Raw genomic sequence first — 17,597 nt, 5'->3', positions numbered from 1 at the left:
GGTATAGCGCGATAGTGGACACCCGCGCGGGCAGCCACGGACAATACGGCGCGTGGGAGTGGGCGCACAGTGACCGACAGCGGGGGGCCGGCACCCGAGGATCGACCAGCAGGCACGGGCCGTCGCATCGGCCCCTACGAGCAGAGCCTCATCGACGGCCGCGAGCGGGCCGAGGCCGCCGAACGCGACCGGCTGCGCCGCCGACGCCGCCACCAGGTGTTCGGCTCGCTGCTCGCCGTCGTTCTCGTCGCAGGGGTCGCCGTCGGCGCGTGGGCGTTCCTGACCCGCCGCGACGTGCCGACGGCCGTGCCGGGCGTGGCCGCCCGCCCGACCTCGTGCGCGGACCCGGCGAAGGTGCGCGTCGCCGTCGCACCGGCCGTCGCACCGGCCGTGGCCGCGGCCGCCCAGGCCCTGAGCAAGCACTCCGACAGCCCCTGCGCCGCCTACACCTTCGAGCCGGCCGAGCCCTTCGCCGTGGCGGGATCGCTCATCGGCGCCGGACGCCCCGACGCGTGGATCACCGACTCGGACGCGTGGTTCGGGCGGGCCGCCTCCATCTCGGGCGTCAAGGCCACCGCCGGACAGCCGTTCGCGACCAGCGCCGTCGTCGTCGCGATGCCCGACGGGGCGGCCCAGGCACTCGGCGACGACCTGACCTGGGGCGCGGTGCTCGGCGGAACGACACCGGTCCGCGTCCCCGACCCGAACCGCTCGACCGTCGGGCGCCTCGCGCTCGGCGCGGTCGCCGCATCGACGTCGGACAGCACGCTGGGCGCCGTCGTCTCGCGCGCCGCCAAGGGCGGCACGGGCACGGTGTCGCTCGACGGCCTGGACGGCAAGACCCCGTCCGGCGCCGTGACCACCGAGGCACAGCTGACGACCTGGAACGCGGCGCACGCCGACGCCCCGCTCACGGCCGTCGCCCCGACGGAGGGCACCGGCCCGGCCCAGTACTCCCTCGCCTCGTTGTCCGACGACGCCGCCACCACCCGCCTCGTCAGCGCCCTGGGTAGCTACCTCCACACCGAGGAGGCGCGGAAGATCCTGCGCGACAGCGGTTTGCGCACGCCGGGTGGGGACGACCCCAAGGAGCCCTCTGCCCTGCGCGGGACGATCACGGTCGGCTCCGCCCCGGCCGATGCGTCGGTGGCCAAGGCGGCGACGCTCTGGAACACCTCGGCACCGAAGACCCAGGCGCTGCTCGCCGTGGACGTCTCGGGCTCGATGCTCGACCGCACCGAGAGCGGCGCGACCCGCCTCGGCACGGTGCAGCGCGCCACCGTTCGGGCCACCGCCGCGGTGTCGCCGACGACCTTCGCCTCGCTGTGGGTGTACTCGCTGCACGTCGGCGACAAGGCCGACGACTACAAGCCGCTCGTCGGCTACGGCAGCCTCGGCCAGGGCCAGCGCCTCGCGGCCTTCGACAAGTCGGTTGCAGGCCTCGGCTCGGCCGTCGGTGGTGGCCGCGGTCTCTACGACTCGATCGCCGCGACGTACGCGCAGGCCAAGGGCTACTGGCGTCCGGGCTACACCAACTCCGTCGTGATCGTCACCGGCGGCCCGAACGAGGACGACTTCGGCCTGAACCTCGACCTGCTCAAGCAGCAGCTGTCGTCAGCCAAGGACCCGGCCCGGCCGGTCCGGCTCGTCGTCGTCGACATCGGCGGCAAGGCCGACGCCGGGGCGCTCAAGCAGGTCATCGCCATCACCGGCGGGCAGTACGTCGCGACGAACAGCCTCGATGACCTGCAGCCGGCCCTGACGTCCGCGCTCGGCGGCTGACCCGCCGGGCGCCGACCCGCGGCCGACGCCATCGGGCCGACTGGTGGGTGCGCGTCAGTGAAGCGAGCCGGCGTCCTCGAACGCGGCGTCGTGGCGCACCGTGCCGGCGTCCTCACCCTTGCGGGCCTTGAGGTCGCGACGCAGCTCGTTCGGCAGCGAGAAGAGCAGCGACTCCTCCGCGGCGATGACGGCCTCGACCTCGCCGTACCCGCGCTCGGCGAGCCACGACAGCACGTCGCGCACGAGCACCTCGGGCACACTGGCGCCCGACGTGACACCGACGGTCGTGACGCCCTCGAGCCACTCCTCCTGGATCTCGTCGGCGTAGTCGACGAGGTGCCCGGCGCGGGCGCCGTGCTCGAGGGCCACCTCGACGAGGCGGACCGAGTTCGAGGAGTTGCGCGAGCCGACGACGATCATCAGGTCGGTGTCCTTGGCCATCTGCTTGACGGCCAGCTGGCGGTTCTGGGTGGCGTAGCAGATGTCGTCCGAGGGCGGGCTCTGCAACGCGGGGAACTTCTCCTTGAGGCGCTTGACCGTCTCCATCGTCTCGTCGACCGACAGCGTGGTCTGCGAGAGCCAGACGACCTTCTCGGGGTCGCGGACCGTGACGTTGTCGACGTCGTCGGGGCCGTCGACGAGCGTGATGTGCTCGGGCGCCTCGCCGCTCGTGCCGACGACCTCCTCATGGCCCTCGTGGCCGATGAGCAGGATGTCGAACTCGTCGTTCGCGAACCGGACGGCCTCGCGGTGCACCTTCGTCACGAGCGGGCAGGTGGCGTCGATCGTCTTGAGGCTGCGGGCGCGGGCCTCCTCGTGGACGACGGGGGCCACGCCGTGGGCCGAGAAGATGACGGTGGCGCCCTCGGGCACCTCGTCGGTCTCGTCGACGAAGATCGCGCCGCGCTTCTCGAGGGTCGTGACGACGTGCTTGTTGTGCACGATCTGCTTGCGCACGTAGACGGGCGGGCCGTACAGCTCGAGGGCCTTCTCGACCGTGACGACGGCCCGGTCGACGCCCGCGCAGTAGCCGCGGGGCGCGGCGAGCAGGACCTTCTTGCTCGACGCGGCAGCGGCGTCGGGCACGTCGGTGCCGGTGGTCGGGGCGGGCGTCTCGGGGGTGGCGCTCATGGGCCCATCGTACGGGCCCCGTCGCGGGCGGCCCGAGCCACGAGGCGCCCGCAGCGCTCCAGCGTGGACGCGTCGGGGACGTCGTCGAGCAGGCCGCGCACCTTGGGCGTCGCGAAGGCGTGGTGCTCCGCCCCTGCGTCGGGGTCGAGGAGCACGCCGACCTGCCCGCCGAGGAAGTTGAGCCACACGGCGATCCCGCTCGCGAAGACCTCGGCGCCCTCGGGCAGCGCCACCCCGCCCGCCGCCCCGTAGGCGGCGGCGAGGCGCCCGAGCACCCCTTCGTCGGGGACGTGGTGGAGCAGGACCGTGCCCACCTCACGCGCAGGGTCGTGCGGCCCGGCGTCCTCCCAGTCGAGCAGCCACCGCCGCCCGTCGGGCTCGAGCAGCGTGTTGTTCGCCTTGAGGTCACGGTGGCAGCGCCGGGTCGGGCCGAGGGGCGTCGCCGAGGCCCAGGCCGCGAGGTCGGCGAGCTCGGCGGAGCGGCCGGCCAGCCGCGGCGCCCAGTCGGCGCCGGCATCCACGGCGCGGTCGGCGAGGGCCGCCCAGCCGACGTCGACCGTCGTGTAGAAGGGATGCACCTCCTCGCCCGCCCCGGGGGCGAGGTCGAGGGCGTGGACGCGCGCGCCGCAGCCGAGGACCCACTGCTGCGCGTCCTCGTCGGAGCCGGTCCGGCACGGCCCCCGGCGCGAACTCGTGGACGCGCCACGCGACGCCGTCCGGATCGTGGGCGACGACCTCGCCCGCCCGCGACCGCACCGGACGCGGGGCGGGCACGCCGACGCCGCAGGCCCGCTCGACGAGGTCGACCTCGCGCTCGGCGAGCGCTTGGGCCGCGTCGGGCGGGTTCTCCTGCCAGAAGGCCCGTTTCACCGCGAACGAACCGGACGTCGTGTCGAGCCGGTGCACGACGCCCATGGCCCCGCGCGCGACCCACCGGGACCCGGTCGGTGAGCCGACGTCGAAGGTGTCGGCGAGCCAGGTCGTCGCGTCCGTCCCGAGCGGTGTCGTCACCGGCTCGACGGTATGGAGGCGGTCATGTCGCCGCAACGCCTTATCGTTGCCCGCGTGAGCCTGCCGAACCCGCTGCCGGACAAGGCGGCCGACACCACCGCCGAGCAGCCCTGGCCGGTGCGCGTGCTCAGCCTCAAGATCAGCGACTACGTCAACCGGATGAGCCAGCTGTGGGTCGAGGGGCAGGTCGTGCAGTTCAACCCGCGCGGCGGCACCGCCTACCTGACCCTCCGCGACCCCGACGTCGACATGTCGCTGTCGGTGTCGGTGCCGATGAACGCCGTCAACGCCATGGCCGTACCGCTGGCGCAGGGCGCGCGCGTCGTGCTCCAGGCAAAGCCGACGTTCTGGACCAAGCGCGGCACCCTCCAGCTCGAGGCCCGGCAGATCCGCCCGGTCGGCATCGGCGACCTCCTCGCCCGCGTCGAGATCCTCAAGCGCACGCTCGCCGCCGAGGGCCTCTTCGACGCCGACCGCAAGCGTCCGATCCCGTTCCTGCCGCAGCGCGTCGGCCTCATCACCGGACGAGGCTCGGCCGCTGAGCGCGACGTGGTCGAGAACGCCCGGCGCCGTTGGCCCGCAGTGCGTTTCGAGCTGCGCGAGGTGGCGGTGCAGGGCGCCAGCGCCGTCACCGAGGTCGTCGCCGCGCTGCGCGAGCTCGACGCGCACCCCCACGTCGACGTCATCGTCGTGGCCCGTGGTGGCGGCGCCCTCGAGGAGCTGCTCCCCTTCTCCAACGAGGCGATGGTCCGCGCGGTCGCCGAGGCCCGCACCCCCGTCATCAGCGCCATCGGCCACGAGGTCGACCAGCCGCTGCTCGACCTCGTCGCCGACTGGCGCGCCTCCACCCCCACCGACGCCGGCAAGCGGGTCGTGCCGGACGCCGCCCACGAGCGCGGCACCGTCGACACCGGCCGCGAGCGCCTGCGCCGGGCCCTGTCCAGACGCCTGGAGCACGAGCGCTCGGGGCTGCGGGCGCTCGTCTCGCGCCCCGTCATGGCCGACCCGGTCGCTCTCGTGCGCCAGCGCCGCGTGGAGCTGACGTCCCTGCGGGAGCGGGCGGCGACGCGTCTCGAGGCGCGCCTGCACCGGGCGGCCGACGAGGCCGAGCACCTGCGTCGGCAGGTCGTCGCGCTCTCGCCGCAGTCGACGCTCGAGCGCGGCTACGCCGTCGTGCAGCACCGCGACGGCCGGGTCGTCATGGACCGCGACGACGTCGGCGTCGGCGAGCTGCTGCGCGTCCGCGTCGCCCGCGGCGACTTCGGCGTCCGGCCGGTCAGCACGGGCACCGAGGACGCCGCCACGACGCCGAAGAAGACGACGGCGCGCACGGTCGCCGGCAAGGCCCCTGCGACCAAGGCCACCGCAACCAGGGCCACCGCCGCGAAGACCGCTGCAGCAAAGACCGCGGAGACGAGGAAGCCGGCGGCGAAGACCACCGCACGCAGCGCCCCGGCCCGAAAGGCCGCGTCCACGAAGGCCGCGAAGGCCGCGACGAAGGCCACCCCCGAGGCGGATTCGGGACAGGCCCGGGCGACCCCGCACGTCGACGGCGACGTCGGCCCGACACCGTAGGGTGGCGCGCATGTCCGACGCATCCCCCACCGCCAGCACCGCCGACTTCCCCGACATCGCGGGGATGCGGTACGAGGACGCCCGCGAGGAGCTCGTCGGGATCGTCGCGCGGCTCGAGGCCGGTCAGGCCCCGCTCGAGGACTCGATGCACCTGTGGCGCCGGGGCGAGGCCCTGGCCGCGCACTGCGCGACGTGGCTCGACGGCGCCCAGGCCGAGATCGAGCAGGCCACCCGTGGCGGCGACGCCCCGGCTCCCGCACCGGGCAGCCCGCTGCACGCCGACGACGCCGTCTTCGACGACGAGTCCTGAGCGGCGGCCGCCCTACGCGTCAGGGCCCCGGCGTCAGGGTGCCGCTGCCGGCTGCACCGGGCGCATCGCCGCGACGAACGCCTTGAGCTCGTCCTCGGACGCGTTGCCCGAGGCGACGACGGTCGGCTGCGTCGCGCCGGTGCCGCGCACGACGTAGGCCACCTGGCCGGCGTCCGAGGCGGTGAACCGCTCGAAGCTGCGGCCCGACACCTGCACCGTGCCCGCGGCGTCGCCGTCGTTGACCGACCGGCGCAGCCAGCCGTCGGTCGGGTTGACGGCCTGCTTGAGGCTGATGTCCGCCCCATCCGGCGTCGTCCACACCGTCGTGAAGGTGCGGACCTTCTCGGTGCCGGGCGCGTACGACGCGACGGTCGGCACCCAGCCGGAGCCGAGGCCCTGCGGCAGCTCGACGGTCATCGCGGCCTGGGCCGCGACCTGACGGGCCTTGTCGAGCGCGTCGACAGCGGGCCGGTCGACGTGGTCGGTGCGCGGCACGATGGCCACGAGCGCGAGGACGAACAGGCCGATGACGAGCATCGAGCGCAGCATGTTGGGCAGCGTGCCCATCGAGTACCGGCTGCGCGGCGCGGCAGGCTCCTCCACCGGCTGCTGACCCGGCAGGTCGGTCGGCGAGGGGGTGGAGGTCGTGCTCATGCCCCCATCGTCCCCGACGCGCGGACGCCGTCCAAACGCGGGTCCGGCCACCGCTAGGCTGGCGCGGACTCGTTCTGCGCCGACGGAGGACCCGATGAAGCACAGCCAGCCCGATCGCAACCTCGCCCTCGAGCTGGTGAGGGTCACCGAGGCCGCCGCCATGGCCGGTGGCCGGTGGGTCGGCCGCGGTGAGAAGAACAAAGCCGACGGCGCCGCCGTCGAGGCGATGCGCGCCATGATCTCCACCGTCAGCATGCGCGGCGTCGTCGTCATCGGCGAGGGCGAGAAGGACAACGCCCCCATGCTCTTCAACGGCGAGCAGGTCGGCGACGGCACGGGTCCCGAGGTCGACGTCGCGGTCGACCCCATCGACGGCACGACGCTCACGGCCAAGGGCATGAACAACGCGGTCGCGGTCATGGCCGTCGCCAACCGGGGCGCCATGTACGACCCGTCGGCGGTGTTCTACATGGACAAGCTCGCGACGGGGCCCGAGGCGGCCGAGGTCGTCGACATCCGGCTGCCCGTCGCCGAGAACATCCGCCGGATCGCCAAGGCCAAGAAGGAGACCCCGGCCGACGTCACCGTCGTCATGCTCGACCGGCCACGCCACGAGGGCCTCGCCCAGCAGATCCGCGACACCGGCGCCCGCATCCGCTACATCGTCGACGGCGACGTCGCGGGCGCCGTCATGGCGGCCCGCCCCGGCACCGGTGTCGACCTGCTCCTCGGCATCGGTGGCACGCCGGAGGGGATCATCGCCGCCTGTGCCATCAAGTGCACCGGCGGTGTCATCCAGGGCAAGCTGTGGCCCAAGGACGACGACGAGCGCCAGAGGGCCCTCGACGCCGGCCACGACCTCGACCGGGTGCTGTCGACCGACGACCTCGTCGTCGGCGAGTGCTTCTTCGTGGCCACCGGCATCACCGACGGCGAGCTGCTGCGCGGAGTCCGCTACGGCGCCAAGTCGGCTCGGACCAACTCCCTCGTCATGCGCTCGCGCAGCGGCACGATCCGCACCATCGACAGCGAGCACCGTTTCGACCGTCCGGGCTGGTTCGGCAGCGCCGACATGGTCGACGCCTGAGGTGGCGCACGTGTCCGACGCCCGCACGCTCGTCGTCGGTGAGGCGCTCGTCGACGCCGTCACGACCCCCGACGGCACCACGGCCGAGCACGTCGGCGGCAGCCCCGCGAACGTCGCCTTCGGCCTGGCTGCCCTCGAGCACCCGGTCGACCTGGCCACGTGGATCGGTCACGACGCCCGTGGCGAGCGGATCGCCGCACACTGCGCCGAGCGCGGCGTCACCCTGACCGAGGGGTCCCGCGACGCCGCCACCACCTCGCTCGCGCACGCGACGCTCGACGCGTCGGGCGCGGCAACCTACGTCTTCGACCTCGAGTGGCACGTCGCGCCGGTGCCGAACCTGCAGGCCTACGGTCACGTGCACACCGGCAGCATCGCCGCCGTCATCGAGCCCGGCGGTCACGAGGTGCGCGCCGTGCTCGAGGCGGCCCGGGCCGCCGGTGCCACCGTCTCCTACGACCCCAACGCCCGCCCGACGCTGATGGGCGCCCCGGCCGACGCGCGGCGGGTCATCGAGGCCGCCGTCGCCCTGGCCGACGTCGTCAAGCTGTCCGACGAGGACGTCGAGTGGCTCTGCCCCGGCGAGTCCCTCGACGACGTCGTGCGCGGCTGGGGCGGGCTCGGCCCGGCCGTGGTCGTCGTGACGCGCGGCGGCCAGGGCGCCCTCGTGCGGGTCACGGCCACCGGCGAGCAGGTGTCGCTGCCCGCGCCGAGCGTCGACGTCGTCGACACCGTCGGCGCCGGGGACTCCTTCATGGCCGGGCTCGTCTCAGGCCTGCTCGACGCCGGCCTGCTCGGCGGAGCGGCGGCCCGCGAGCGGCTGCACGCCGCGACGTTGTCCGACGTGAGGCCGTCGGTCGAGCGCGCGCTGCTGACCGGGGCCCTGACGGTGCAGCGCGCGGGGGCGTTCGCGCCGACGAGATCCACGCTGCGATAGGACATTTCGGGCATTCGACAAACGCGCGGCAGTTCAGGCACCATTCTGCGCGAGCCGCCCGGTACCGTTGCTCGGTGGTTCACCCCGACGCCCCGGCACCGGGGCGTCCTCATGTGAGGAAACCCCGTGTCCAACCCGCCCCCTCCACGTCGCCCCCTCGGCCCGTACGAGCAGAGCCTTCTCGAGGGCCGAGCCGCCCGTAAGGCGCTCGAGGCCAAGCTGGCCCGCAGCCGTCGCATCCGGCGGATCGCCGTCGTGCTCGCCCTGGCGCTCGTGGTCGCCGGCGGCGGAGCCGGCGGGTTCATGTGGTGGCAGGGTCGCGACCAGGCGCCGGTCGCCGCGCTGACCGGCACCCCGGGCAAGTCCTGCCCCGAGCGCACGCCGGTCTCGCTGTGGGTGTCCGAGGCGGCGCAGCCCGCCGTCCTCGCGCTCGCCAAGGAGTACCAGGCCGACCCCGACTCGCCGTGCGTCGACTTCGTCGTGCGCAGCAAGACCCCGATCGAGGCGATGATCGGCCTCGGCCAGGGCCAGCCGAACCGCCCCGACGGGTGGATCCCCGACTCCGAGCGCTGGGTAGAGCGCGTCAACGAGTCCGCCAAGATCAACGCCAAGGTCGCCCGGCCCTTCGCCAAGAGCCCTCTCGTTATCGCCATGGACCCCGAGCGGGCCAAGGCACTCGACGGGCAGCCCTCGTGGCTCGAGCTCGTCGGCTCCGACTCCCCCATCCGGATGAGCGACCCGCGCTCGACGACCGCCGGCATGCTGACCCTGGCCTCGGCGCTGCCCCAGCTGAGCGCCGAGCAGGGCCGGGTCGTCATCCCCAAGCTCGCCAAGGGCGCGGCCGCCTCGATCGACGAGCTCTTCTCGACGTACAACGCCAAGCCCGAGGACGCGGGCTCGTTCCCCGTCGCCGAGGCCGACCTCATCGACCACAACCGGCTCTACCCCGACCACCGCATGGTGTCGGTGACCCCGAGCGAGGGGACGCCCGCGTTCGAGTTCTCCCTCATCAACGTCGCCACCGACCCCGTCAAGGCCCAGGCCGTGGAGATGCTCCGCACCTACCTCATGACGCCGGAGGCCGCCAAGATCCTCGCGCAGTACGGCATCCGCTCCAGCTCGGTGCCGGTGTCGATGCCGACGCCCACCGGCAGCATCGGCGACGTCAAGATCGGCCCGACCCCGGACGCCGCCACCGTGTCGGCCGCGACCGACACGTGGCAGTCGGCCACGACCGACTTCTCGCTCCTGTCGGTGTTCGACGTGTCGGGGTCGATGAACGACAAGGTGGGCGACAGCACGCGCGTCGCCATCACCCAGGAGGCCGCCGGCATCGCCCTGTCGGCCCTGCCGAAGACGACGAAGCTCGGCCTCTGGGTCTTCTCCATCGACAAGGGCGGCAAGGGCCAGGACTGGCGCGAGCTGGCCCCGATCGGCCCCCTCGACGACGACAACCACCGGGCGCAGGTCGCCACCGCGGCCGCCACCCTGTCGAAGAACGTCGGCGGTGGCACGGGCCTCTACGACACGATCTGGGCCGCCTACCAGAAGGCCAAGGCGCAGTACGACCCCGAGCGCGTCAACGCCGTCGTCATCCTCACCGACGGCCGCAACGACGACCCCAACGGCATCTCCCTCGAACAGCTCAAGGCCAACCTGCGCGCCGCGAGCGACCCGAACAAACCGATCGCCATCACGACGATCGGCATCGGGCCCGACGTCGACGCCACGGCGCTGACGGCGATCTCGAAGATGACCTACTCCGACTTCTACTCGGCGCCCACCCCAGCCGACATGACGACCGTGCTCGCGCGGGCGCTGTTCGACCACGACTGCAAGAACGGACGCTGCGTCTGAGTCCGCCCGACACACCGAAGGGGCCCCCACCGCGACTGCGGTGGGGGCCCCTTCGCATTCCACCGGCGCCTCGGTCCCGCACCGCGGCGCGGGACGGGGGTGTGGGTATGAGCGCGGTGCCCCATACGTCCCACCGAGCGCTCCGGCACCACCGACCGCAAGATCACGGTGCGATAGCAACGCTGGACCGCCTCCCTCCGTCACGGTAGGAATGGACTACGAAAACGTGACTCTGCTCACGTTGCTCGGTGGGGATCGACGGCACGACTCAACGACGAGGAGCGAGCATGACCGGTTTTCCGAGACGGGCCCTCACGACGGCGGGTGCGGTCGCGGCCGCGATGGCGCTGTTGTCCGGGTGCTTGCAGAACCCCAACGCCAGCGGTGGCGGCGGTGCCGGTGGCACGGGTAACGCGGTGGCGCAGGGAGGCAGCGCGCCCAACGACAAGGTCGTCACCATCCTCGGCGCCTTCGGCGGCGACGAGGAGAAGAACTTCAACGCCTCGCTCGCCAAGTTCGAGCAGGCGTCCGGCATCAAGGTGAACTACACGTCCGACCAGGACTTCACCACGACGATCAAGCAGAAGGTCCAGTCCGGCGACTCCCCCGACATCGGCCTGTTCCCGCAGCCCGGTGGCCTGCTCGAGTTCGCCGCCCAGGGCAAGATCCAGCCGATCGACACCTTCCTCGACTACGACCAGCTCAACCGCACCCTCATCAGTGGGTTCCTCGACGCCGGCCGCTACAAGGGACGCGTCTACGGCGCCCCGATGCGCATGGCCTTCAAGAGCATCCTCTGGTACCCGAAGGACGCCTGGACCAAGGCCGGTTACCCGACGCGGTTCAAGACCTTCCAGGACCTCCAGTCCCAGGTCGTCGACAAGGTGAAGGCGGGCGGCGTCTCACCGTGGTGCGAGGCGTGGGGCTCGGACCAGGCCACCGGCTGGGTCGGCACCGACTGGGTCGAGCAGCTGATGCTCTCGATGTACGGGCCGGACGTCTACGACGACTGGGTGGCCCACCGCATCCCGTTCAACGACCCCCGGGTCGTCAAGGCGTTCGACGAGGTCGGCAAGATCATCAAGGACGGCAACAACTCCTTCGGTGGCCCCAAGGGCATCCTCAACACCGCGTTCGGTGACGCCATGAACCCGGCGTTCCAGACCCCGCCCAAGTGCATGCTCCTGCGCCAGGGCAACTTCATCACGACCTTCCTGCCCAAGCCGGTCCAGGCCGACCTCGACAACAAGGTCGGCATCATGGTCTTCCCGCAGTGGCAGGGCGGCTACGACAGCCCCGTCGTCCTCGGTGGTGGCGACATCGCCGGGCTCTTCAACGGCGGCGACCCCGACGCCCAGAAGGTCATGCAGTTCCTGACCTCCGACAAGTTCGGTGCCGAGTGGGCCAAGGCCGGCGGGTGGCTCTCGCCGCACAAGACCTTCGACGCGAGCAACTACCCGGACAAGACCACCAAGGAGATCGCTGCCCTGGCCGGCGCCGCGAGCGCCCTGCGCTACGACGGCTCCGACAGCATGCCCAAGGCCGTCGGATCGGGCACGTTCTGGACCGAGATGGTCAAGTGGATGAACGGCCAGCCGACCCAGCAGACGGTCGACAACATCGAGAACTCCTGGCCGAAGTCATGACCGCCGACACCGCTTCCATCACGCAAGGAAGTCGGTCGCGACCGAGCGACCCTGAGGCCTCATTGCGGGCCAAGCCACTCAAGATCGCCCTCGGCCTGATCGGCATGGTCGTCGTGGTCTGGTTCCTCGGCAACCTGTTCCTCGCGTTCGGCTTCTACCCGCAGTGGTTCGGCAACAAGGTCATCATCGGCCTGCTGGCCATCATCGCCGGAGTCGGCGGCGCCGGGGCGATCTTCTTCTTCCTCAACATGTTCGTCGAGGGCCTGCCCTCGCGGCTGTCCGAGGGAGTGATCCCGTACGCCTTCCTGCTGCCGGCTCTGTTCTTCGTCGCACTCATGCTCATCTACCCGACGTTCCAGACCATCAACTACTCGTTCGCCAACGCCGACAGCACCGCCTATGTCGGCCTGCAGAACTACAAGACGATCTTCGGCGACAGCGAGTTCTGGAACTCGATCCTCAACAACATCCTGTGGCTCATCATCGTGCCGGCGGTCGTCGTCGGCTTCGGTGTCGGGGTCGCCGTCCTGTCCGACAAGCTGTCGGCGCTCGGGGAGAAGGTCGCCAAGAGCCTCGTGTTCATGCCGATGGCGATCTCCTTCGTCGGCGCCTCGGCCATCTGGGGCCTCGTCTACGCCTACAACAACCCGGGCGAGCCCCAGACCGGCCTGCTCAACGCGATCTGGACCGGCCTCGGCGGCGACCCGCAGACCTGGCTGCAGATCTCGACGGCCAAGCTCAACTCGCTCCTGCTCATGGTCATCCTCATCTGGCTGCAGGTCGGGTTTGCCATGGTCCTGCTGTCCTCGGCGATCAAGGGCGTGCCCGACGACACCATCGAGGCGGCGCGCATCGACGGCGCCACGGAGTTCCAGATCTTCTGGCGCGTCGTCGTCCCGCAGATCAAGGGCACGATCATCACGGTCTTCGTGACGGTGTTCATCCTCGTGCTCAAGGTCTTCGACATCGTCTACGTCACGACGAACGGCAACTACAACACCAACGTCATCGCGAACCTCTTCTTCAACAAGCTGTTCGCCGCGAGCGAGGCTGGTCAGGCCACGGCCATCGTCGTCGTCCTGCTCGTCGCGGTCATCCCGTTGATCTGGTACCAGATCAAGCACTTCAAGGACGAGGAGGCGAACCGATGAGCAGGCGACTCATGAAGGACGGGCGGCCGCTCAGCCCGTTCTCGATCGTCACGATGACGATCTTCGCGCTCCTCTGGACGATCCCGACCATCGGTCTGCTCGTCACCTCCTTCCGCACCCGCGACGACGCTGCGTCGTCGGGGTGGTGGACGGCCCTGTTCAACCCCGGTAGCGCCAACTGGACGACGAGCAACTACCAAGGCGTCTGGAGCGGGCAGGACTTCGCAACCGGCTTCATCAACAGCATCGTCGTGGCCATCCCCGCGACGGTCATCCCCATCATGTTCGCGGCGTTCGCGGCCTACGCCTTCACGTTCATGAACTTCCCGTTCAAGGAGTTCATCTTCCTGCTCATCATCGGCGTCATGGTCGTGCCCATCCAGGTGGCGTTCCAGCCGATGCTCAACATCCTGGGCCCGCGCGGCCTCGGCATCTCGGGCCAGTACATCGCCGTGTGGCTGTTGCACACCGGCTTCGGCATGCCGTTGTGCATCTACACGCTGCGCAACTACATGAGCACCCTGCCCAAGAGCGTCATCGAGTCGGCCAAGATCGACGGCTGCTCGCACTACCAGACGTTCTGGCGCCTCGTGTTCCCGATGTCGATCCCGGCCGTCGCGGCGTTCGCCACCCTGCAGTTCCTCTGGGTGTGGAACGACCTGCTCATCGCCAAGCTGTTCCTCAACAGCGGCAACACGACGGTCATCGTCAAGCTCCAGCAGCTGCTCGGCACACAGGGCCAGGGCGCGGAGCTGCTCACTGCCGGCGCGTTCATCACGATGATCGTCCCGCTCATCGTGTTCTTCGCCCTGCAGCGGTTCATGGTCCGCGGCATGACCTCCGGCGCCGTCAAGGGCTGAGGGCCCGCCCGGCACCACCTGCGCGACAGTCCCCTCCCGGCCATCACTAGGCTGGGAGGGGACTTTCGCGTCTGCGGCCGCCTCGCCGGCCCGTGCCGCAGGGTCCGGGCGCCACCCGCGGGGCGGCGCCGCAGCTGCAACCGACGCACCAAGGAGCTGTCGTGGCCGAGTTCGCCTACGAGGACCTGCTGCCCATCGGCGCCGACGAGACGCCGTACCGCCTCCTCACCACCGAGGGGGTGCGCACCGTCGAGGGGCCGGGAGGCCGCACCTTCCTCGAGGTCGACCCCGAGGCGCTGCGCCTGCTCACCGAGACCGCGATGCACGACATCGCGCACTACCTGCGACCCGGCCACCTGCAGCAGCTGCGCAACATCCTCGAGGACCCCGAGGCGAGCAACAACGACAAGTTCGTCGCCCTTGACCTGCTCAAGAACGCCAACATCGCCGCCGGCGGCGTGCTGCCGATGTGCCAGGACACCGGCACCGCCATCGTCATGGGCAAGCGGGGTCAGCACGTGCTCACCGGGGGCACCGACGAGCGGGCCGTCGCCGAGGGCGTGTACGACGCGTACACGCGGCTCAACCTGCGCTACTCGCAGATGGCACCGCTGACGACGTGGGAGGAGAAGAACACCGGCTCGAACCTCCCCGCGCAGATCGAGCTCTACGCCGACACGCTGCCGGGGCACGAGACGTCGTACAAGTTCCTCTTCATGGCCAAGGGCGGCGGGTCGGCGAACAAGAGCTTCCTCTACCAGGAGACGAAGGCCATCCTCAACGAGGAGGCCATGATGCGCTTCCTCGACGAGAAGCTCCGCTCCCTCGGCACCGCGGCGTGCCCGCCCTACCACCTGGCGATCGTCATCGGCGGTACGAGCGCCGAGTTCGCCCTGAAGACAGCCAAGTACGCGTCCGCCAAGTACCTCGACACCCTGCCCAAGACCGGCTCGATGACGGCGCACGCGTTCCGCGACACCGAGCTCGAGGAGAAGGTGCTCGAGCTGACCCGCGAGTTCGGCATCGGCGCACAGTTCGGCGGCAAGTACTTCTGCCACGACGTCCGCGTCGTGCGCCTGCCCCGCCACGGAGCGTCGCTGCCCGTGGCCATCGCCGTGTCATGCTCGGCCGACCGCCAGGCGCTCGGCAAGATCACGCCAGAGGGTGTCTTCATCGAGCAGCTCGAGACCGACCCGGCCCGCTTCCTCCCCGACGCCGGCTCGGTCGACCTCGGCGAGCACGAGGACGACGCCGTCGGCGTCAGCTCGACGAGCCGCAACGTCGTCGTCAAGGTCGACCTCAACCAGCCGATGGACGACATCCTCGCCGAGCTGAGCCGGCACCCGGTCAAGACGCGCCTGTCGCTCAGCGGCCCACTCGTCGTGGCCCGCGACATCGCGCACGCCAAGATCAAGGAACGCCTCGACGCCGGCGAGGGCATGCCGCAGTACCTCAAGGACCACCCCGTGTACTACGCCGGTCCGGCCAAGACTCCCGAGGGCATGCCCTCGGGGTCCTTCGGCCCGACGACGGCCGGCCGGATGGACAGCTACGTCGACCAGTTCCAGGCGGCCGGCGGCAGCAAGGTCATGCTCGCCAAGGGCAACCGCAGCAAGCAGGTCACCGACGCGTGCCACGAGCACGGCGGCTTCTACCTCGGCTCGATCGGCGGTCCGGCCGCGCGCCTGGCCCAGGACTGCATCAAGCACGTCGAGGTCCTCGAGTACGAGGAGCTCGGCATGGAGGCGGTGTGGAAGATCGACGTCGAGGACTTCCCGGCCTTCATCGTCGTCGACGACAAGGGCAACGACTTCTTCGCCGAGGTGAGCAAGCCGGTGGCCTTCACCATCGCCAAGCGCCCCGGCCTCGAGTGAACGAGGAGACAACTGCAGTGACCGAGAACGCTTCCGCCCCAAAGGGTTTCGAGGACCTCGTCGCGGCCAACCGCGAGTACGCCGACAACTTCGACATGGCCGGCTTCGACGGCATCGCCCGCGCGGGCGTCGCCATCGTCACGTGCATGGACTCGCGCATCGCCCCGCTGCAGCTCGTGGGCCTCAAGCCCGGCGACGCGAAGATCTTCCGCAACCCCGGCGGACGCGTCGGCTCCGACGCGCTCGAGGCGCTCGTGCTCGCGACGCACCTGCTCGGCGTCGAGCGCATCCTCGTCGTGCCGCACACCCGGTGCGCCATGGCCTCGAACACCGAGGCCGAGCTGCGCGAGCGGGTCGGCGCGAGCGCTGGCGAGGACGCCTCGTGGATGCACTTCCACGCCATCGCCGACCAGGAGCGGGCCCTGCGCGAGGACCTCGCCCGGGTGCGCGCCCACCCCCTCATCGCCGCGGGCACGCAGGTCGCCGGCTTCATCTACGACGTCGACACCGGCCTGCTGCGCCACGTCGCCTGACGCGTCAGGCGACGTCCCGCTCGCGGGTGCTCCACACGTGGTGGGCCACGGCGGCCGCGAGCACGAGACCGGTGACGAGCACGGTGACACCGACCGGTGGCGCCACCGCCGCGACGGCGAGCACGAGCAGGCCCACGCCGACGCCGACACGTCGCTCGGCGGCCGGCGCCCCGGCCATCGAGTGCATGGCGGTCAGGCACCACACGTACACGGCGACGGCGCCGGTGAGGGCCAGACCGACGACACGGGCCGACGCCTGCGCCTCGCCCTGCAAGACGTCCACCGCGGCCGCGAGTCCCGCACCCGTCGCCGCCACTGACGCGAACACGAGGTAGTGCCCGTAGCCGGTGAGGAAGACGCTGGCGATGGATCCCTCGAACAGGCCGGCGTGCTCGCGCTTGAAGTAGAGCCACCACATCGAGAAGACGATGAGCAGGCCGCCGACGACGAGCGCGACCAGGCCCACTGCCGCACCGGTGGCCAGCGCTCCCTGCACGGCCTGCACCGACGCGAGGACGACCTCCCCGAGCACGATGAGCGTCAGCAGGGCGTAGCGCTCGGCGATGTGGTGCGGGTGGAACGGCGTGATGCCGCTCCGCTCGGCGACGACCGGCACGAGCAGCTCGAGAACGACGAGGGCGAAGAACGTCACCAGGAGCGCCGTGCGGTCCTGGATGAGGAGCCGGGCGATCCACAGCACCTGCACGGCGGAGATGCCCACGGCGTAGGTCAGCGCGGTGCGCCGGCCCTCCGGATGGCTCCGGGCGGCGCGCAGCCACATCGCGACCATGGCGAACCGCATCAGCGCGTAGCCGCCGACGACGAGCCCCGACTGCTCGGTGAGGAAGAGCTCGGGGATGCCGGCGGCGAGCATGAGCGACCCGGCCATGATCGCGAACGTCAGGAGCCGGTAGGGCACGTCGTCGCAGTCGTAGGACGAGGCGAACCACGTGTAGTTCATCCACGCCCACCAGATGGCGAAGAACACCATGACGAAGTTGACGAGCTCGCCGAGGTGTCCGGCAGCAAGTCCGTGGTGCCACTGCGCCGCGGCGCTGGCGATGGCGACGACGAAGACGAGGTCGAAGAACAGCTCGAGCGGCGTCGCGACGCGGTGCTCCTCGTGCGGGTCCCGAGGCTGCATGCGTCGCGAGAGCGGCACGACGTTGACGTGGCTCACGACCCGAGT

General features: G+C 71.1%; 15 protein-coding genes. 11 read left to right on the top strand and 4 right to left on the bottom strand.

All coding sequences use genetic code 11. From position 1 onward, the window contains the following. Positions 1-69 precede the first annotated feature (69 nt). The gene (locus RY076_RS05260; RefSeq protein ID WP_323096544.1) at positions 70-1,782 is read left to right on the top strand and encodes a substrate-binding domain-containing protein; all 1,713 of its coding nucleotides are present in this window, start codon (positions 70-72) and stop codon (positions 1,780-1,782) included. Between the two features lie 54 nt (positions 1,783-1,836). On the opposite strand, the gene RY076_RS05255 is transcribed toward RY076_RS05260, so the two are convergent. Both RY076_RS05255 and RY076_RS05250 read right to left on the bottom strand, forming a co-directional pair. Next, positions 1,837-2,913 (bottom strand): 4-hydroxy-3-methylbut-2-enyl diphosphate reductase, encoded by a 1,077-nt coding sequence (locus RY076_RS05255; RefSeq protein WP_323096543.1) that lies wholly within the window; start codon positions 2,911-2,913, stop codon positions 1,837-1,839. Continuing rightward, positions 2,910-3,635, bottom strand: coding sequence for a phosphotransferase family protein (locus tag RY076_RS05250; protein ID WP_323097182.1), 726 nt, complete (start codon positions 3,633-3,635; stop codon positions 2,910-2,912). Before RY076_RS05250 ends, RY076_RS05255 begins: the two co-directional genes overlap by 4 nt. A 343-nt stretch (positions 3,636-3,978) precedes the next feature. On the opposite strand from RY076_RS05250, the gene xseA reads away from it, so the two are divergent. Both xseA and RY076_RS05240 read left to right on the top strand, forming a co-directional pair. After that, positions 3,979-5,499, top strand: a complete 1,521-nt coding sequence (gene xseA, locus RY076_RS05245) for an exodeoxyribonuclease VII large subunit (RefSeq protein WP_323096542.1) — start codon at positions 3,979-3,981, stop codon at positions 5,497-5,499. A 10-nt stretch (positions 5,500-5,509) separates the two neighbouring features. Continuing rightward, positions 5,510-5,809, top strand: coding sequence for an exodeoxyribonuclease VII small subunit (locus RY076_RS05240; RefSeq protein ID WP_323096541.1), 300 nt, complete (start codon positions 5,510-5,512; stop codon positions 5,807-5,809). A gap of 33 nt (positions 5,810-5,842) precedes the next feature. Here the strand turns inward: RY076_RS05240 and RY076_RS05235 are convergent, their stop codons facing one another. Then, positions 5,843-6,463: a DUF4245 domain-containing protein gene (locus RY076_RS05235; protein WP_323096540.1), complete on the bottom strand. Its 621-nt coding sequence runs from the start codon at positions 6,461-6,463 to the stop codon at positions 5,843-5,845. A 94-nt stretch (positions 6,464-6,557) separates the two neighbouring features. On the opposite strand from RY076_RS05235, the gene glpX reads away from it, so the two are divergent. The 8 genes from glpX to RY076_RS05195 all read left to right on the top strand — a co-directional run bounded on the left by glpX (position 6,558) and on the right by RY076_RS05195 (position 16,408). Beyond that, positions 6,558-7,550 carry a class II fructose-bisphosphatase gene (gene glpX, locus RY076_RS05230; RefSeq protein WP_323096539.1) on the top strand — a complete coding sequence of 331 codons (993 nt, stop codon included), beginning with the start codon at positions 6,558-6,560 and terminating at the stop codon, positions 7,548-7,550. Positions 7,551-7,560: 10 nt separating this feature from the next. Next, positions 7,561-8,487 (top strand): carbohydrate kinase family protein, encoded by a 927-nt coding sequence (locus RY076_RS05225; RefSeq protein ID WP_323096538.1) that lies wholly within the window; start codon positions 7,561-7,563, stop codon positions 8,485-8,487. Positions 8,488-8,613: 126 nt separating this feature from the next. Further along, on the top strand, positions 8,614-10,344 hold the full coding sequence (locus tag RY076_RS05220; RefSeq protein ID WP_323096537.1) for a substrate-binding and VWA domain-containing protein: 1,731 nt from the start codon (positions 8,614-8,616) through the stop codon (positions 10,342-10,344). A 287-nt stretch (positions 10,345-10,631) separates the two neighbouring features. After that, positions 10,632-11,990: an ABC transporter substrate-binding protein gene (locus RY076_RS05215; RefSeq protein ID WP_323096536.1), complete on the top strand. Its 1,359-nt coding sequence runs from the start codon at positions 10,632-10,634 to the stop codon at positions 11,988-11,990. Between the two features lie 62 nt (positions 11,991-12,052). Beyond that, positions 12,053-13,141, top strand: coding sequence for a carbohydrate ABC transporter permease (locus RY076_RS05210; RefSeq protein WP_323096535.1), 1,089 nt, complete (start codon positions 12,053-12,055; stop codon positions 13,139-13,141). Then, positions 13,138-14,001, top strand: a complete 864-nt coding sequence (locus tag RY076_RS05205; protein ID WP_323096534.1) for a carbohydrate ABC transporter permease — start codon at positions 13,138-13,140, stop codon at positions 13,999-14,001. The genes RY076_RS05210 and RY076_RS05205 overlap by 4 nt, the downstream gene beginning before the upstream one ends. Positions 14,002-14,162: 161 nt before the next feature. After that, complete coding sequence (locus tag RY076_RS05200; protein WP_323096533.1) at positions 14,163-15,875, top strand: fumarate hydratase; 1,713 nt, start codon at positions 14,163-14,165, stop codon at positions 15,873-15,875. Between the two features lie 17 nt (positions 15,876-15,892). After that, on the top strand, positions 15,893-16,408 hold the full coding sequence (locus tag RY076_RS05195) for a beta-class carbonic anhydrase (RefSeq protein ID WP_323096532.1): 516 nt from the start codon (positions 15,893-15,895) through the stop codon (positions 16,406-16,408). Between the two features lie 4 nt (positions 16,409-16,412). Here RY076_RS05195 and RY076_RS05190 read toward each other — a convergent pair whose 3' ends face one another. Continuing rightward, positions 16,413-17,588, bottom strand: coding sequence for a low temperature requirement protein A (locus tag RY076_RS05190; RefSeq protein WP_323096531.1), 1,176 nt, complete (start codon positions 17,586-17,588; stop codon positions 16,413-16,415). Positions 17,589-17,597: the final 9 nt, after the last annotated feature.

This window comes from Intrasporangium zincisolvens (assembly GCF_034724055.1).
GTDB lineage: Bacteria > Actinomycetota > Actinomycetes > Actinomycetales > Dermatophilaceae > Monashia > Monashia zincisolvens.
This window is presented reverse-complemented; position numbering and strand designations above follow the sequence as displayed.

Bases quoted from the DNA above. Each gene is read 5' to 3' on its own strand.
- RY076_RS05255 (WP_323096543.1), bottom strand. From the start codon at position 2,913: ATGAGCGCCACCCCCGAGACGCCCGCCCCGACCACCGGCACCGACGTG.
- RY076_RS05215 (WP_323096536.1), top strand. From the start codon at position 10,632: ATGACCGGTTTTCCGAGACGGGCCCTCACGACGGCGGGTGCGGTCGCG.
- RY076_RS05205 (WP_323096534.1), top strand. From the start codon at position 13,138: ATGAGCAGGCGACTCATGAAGGACGGGCGGCCGCTCAGCCCGTTCTCG.
- RY076_RS05240 (WP_323096541.1), top strand. From the start codon at position 5,510: ATGTCCGACGCATCCCCCACCGCCAGCACCGCCGACTTCCCCGACATC.
- RY076_RS05235 (WP_323096540.1), bottom strand. From the start codon at position 6,463: ATGAGCACGACCTCCACCCCCTCGCCGACCGACCTGCCGGGTCAGCAG.
- glpX (WP_323096539.1), top strand. From the start codon at position 6,558: ATGAAGCACAGCCAGCCCGATCGCAACCTCGCCCTCGAGCTGGTGAGG.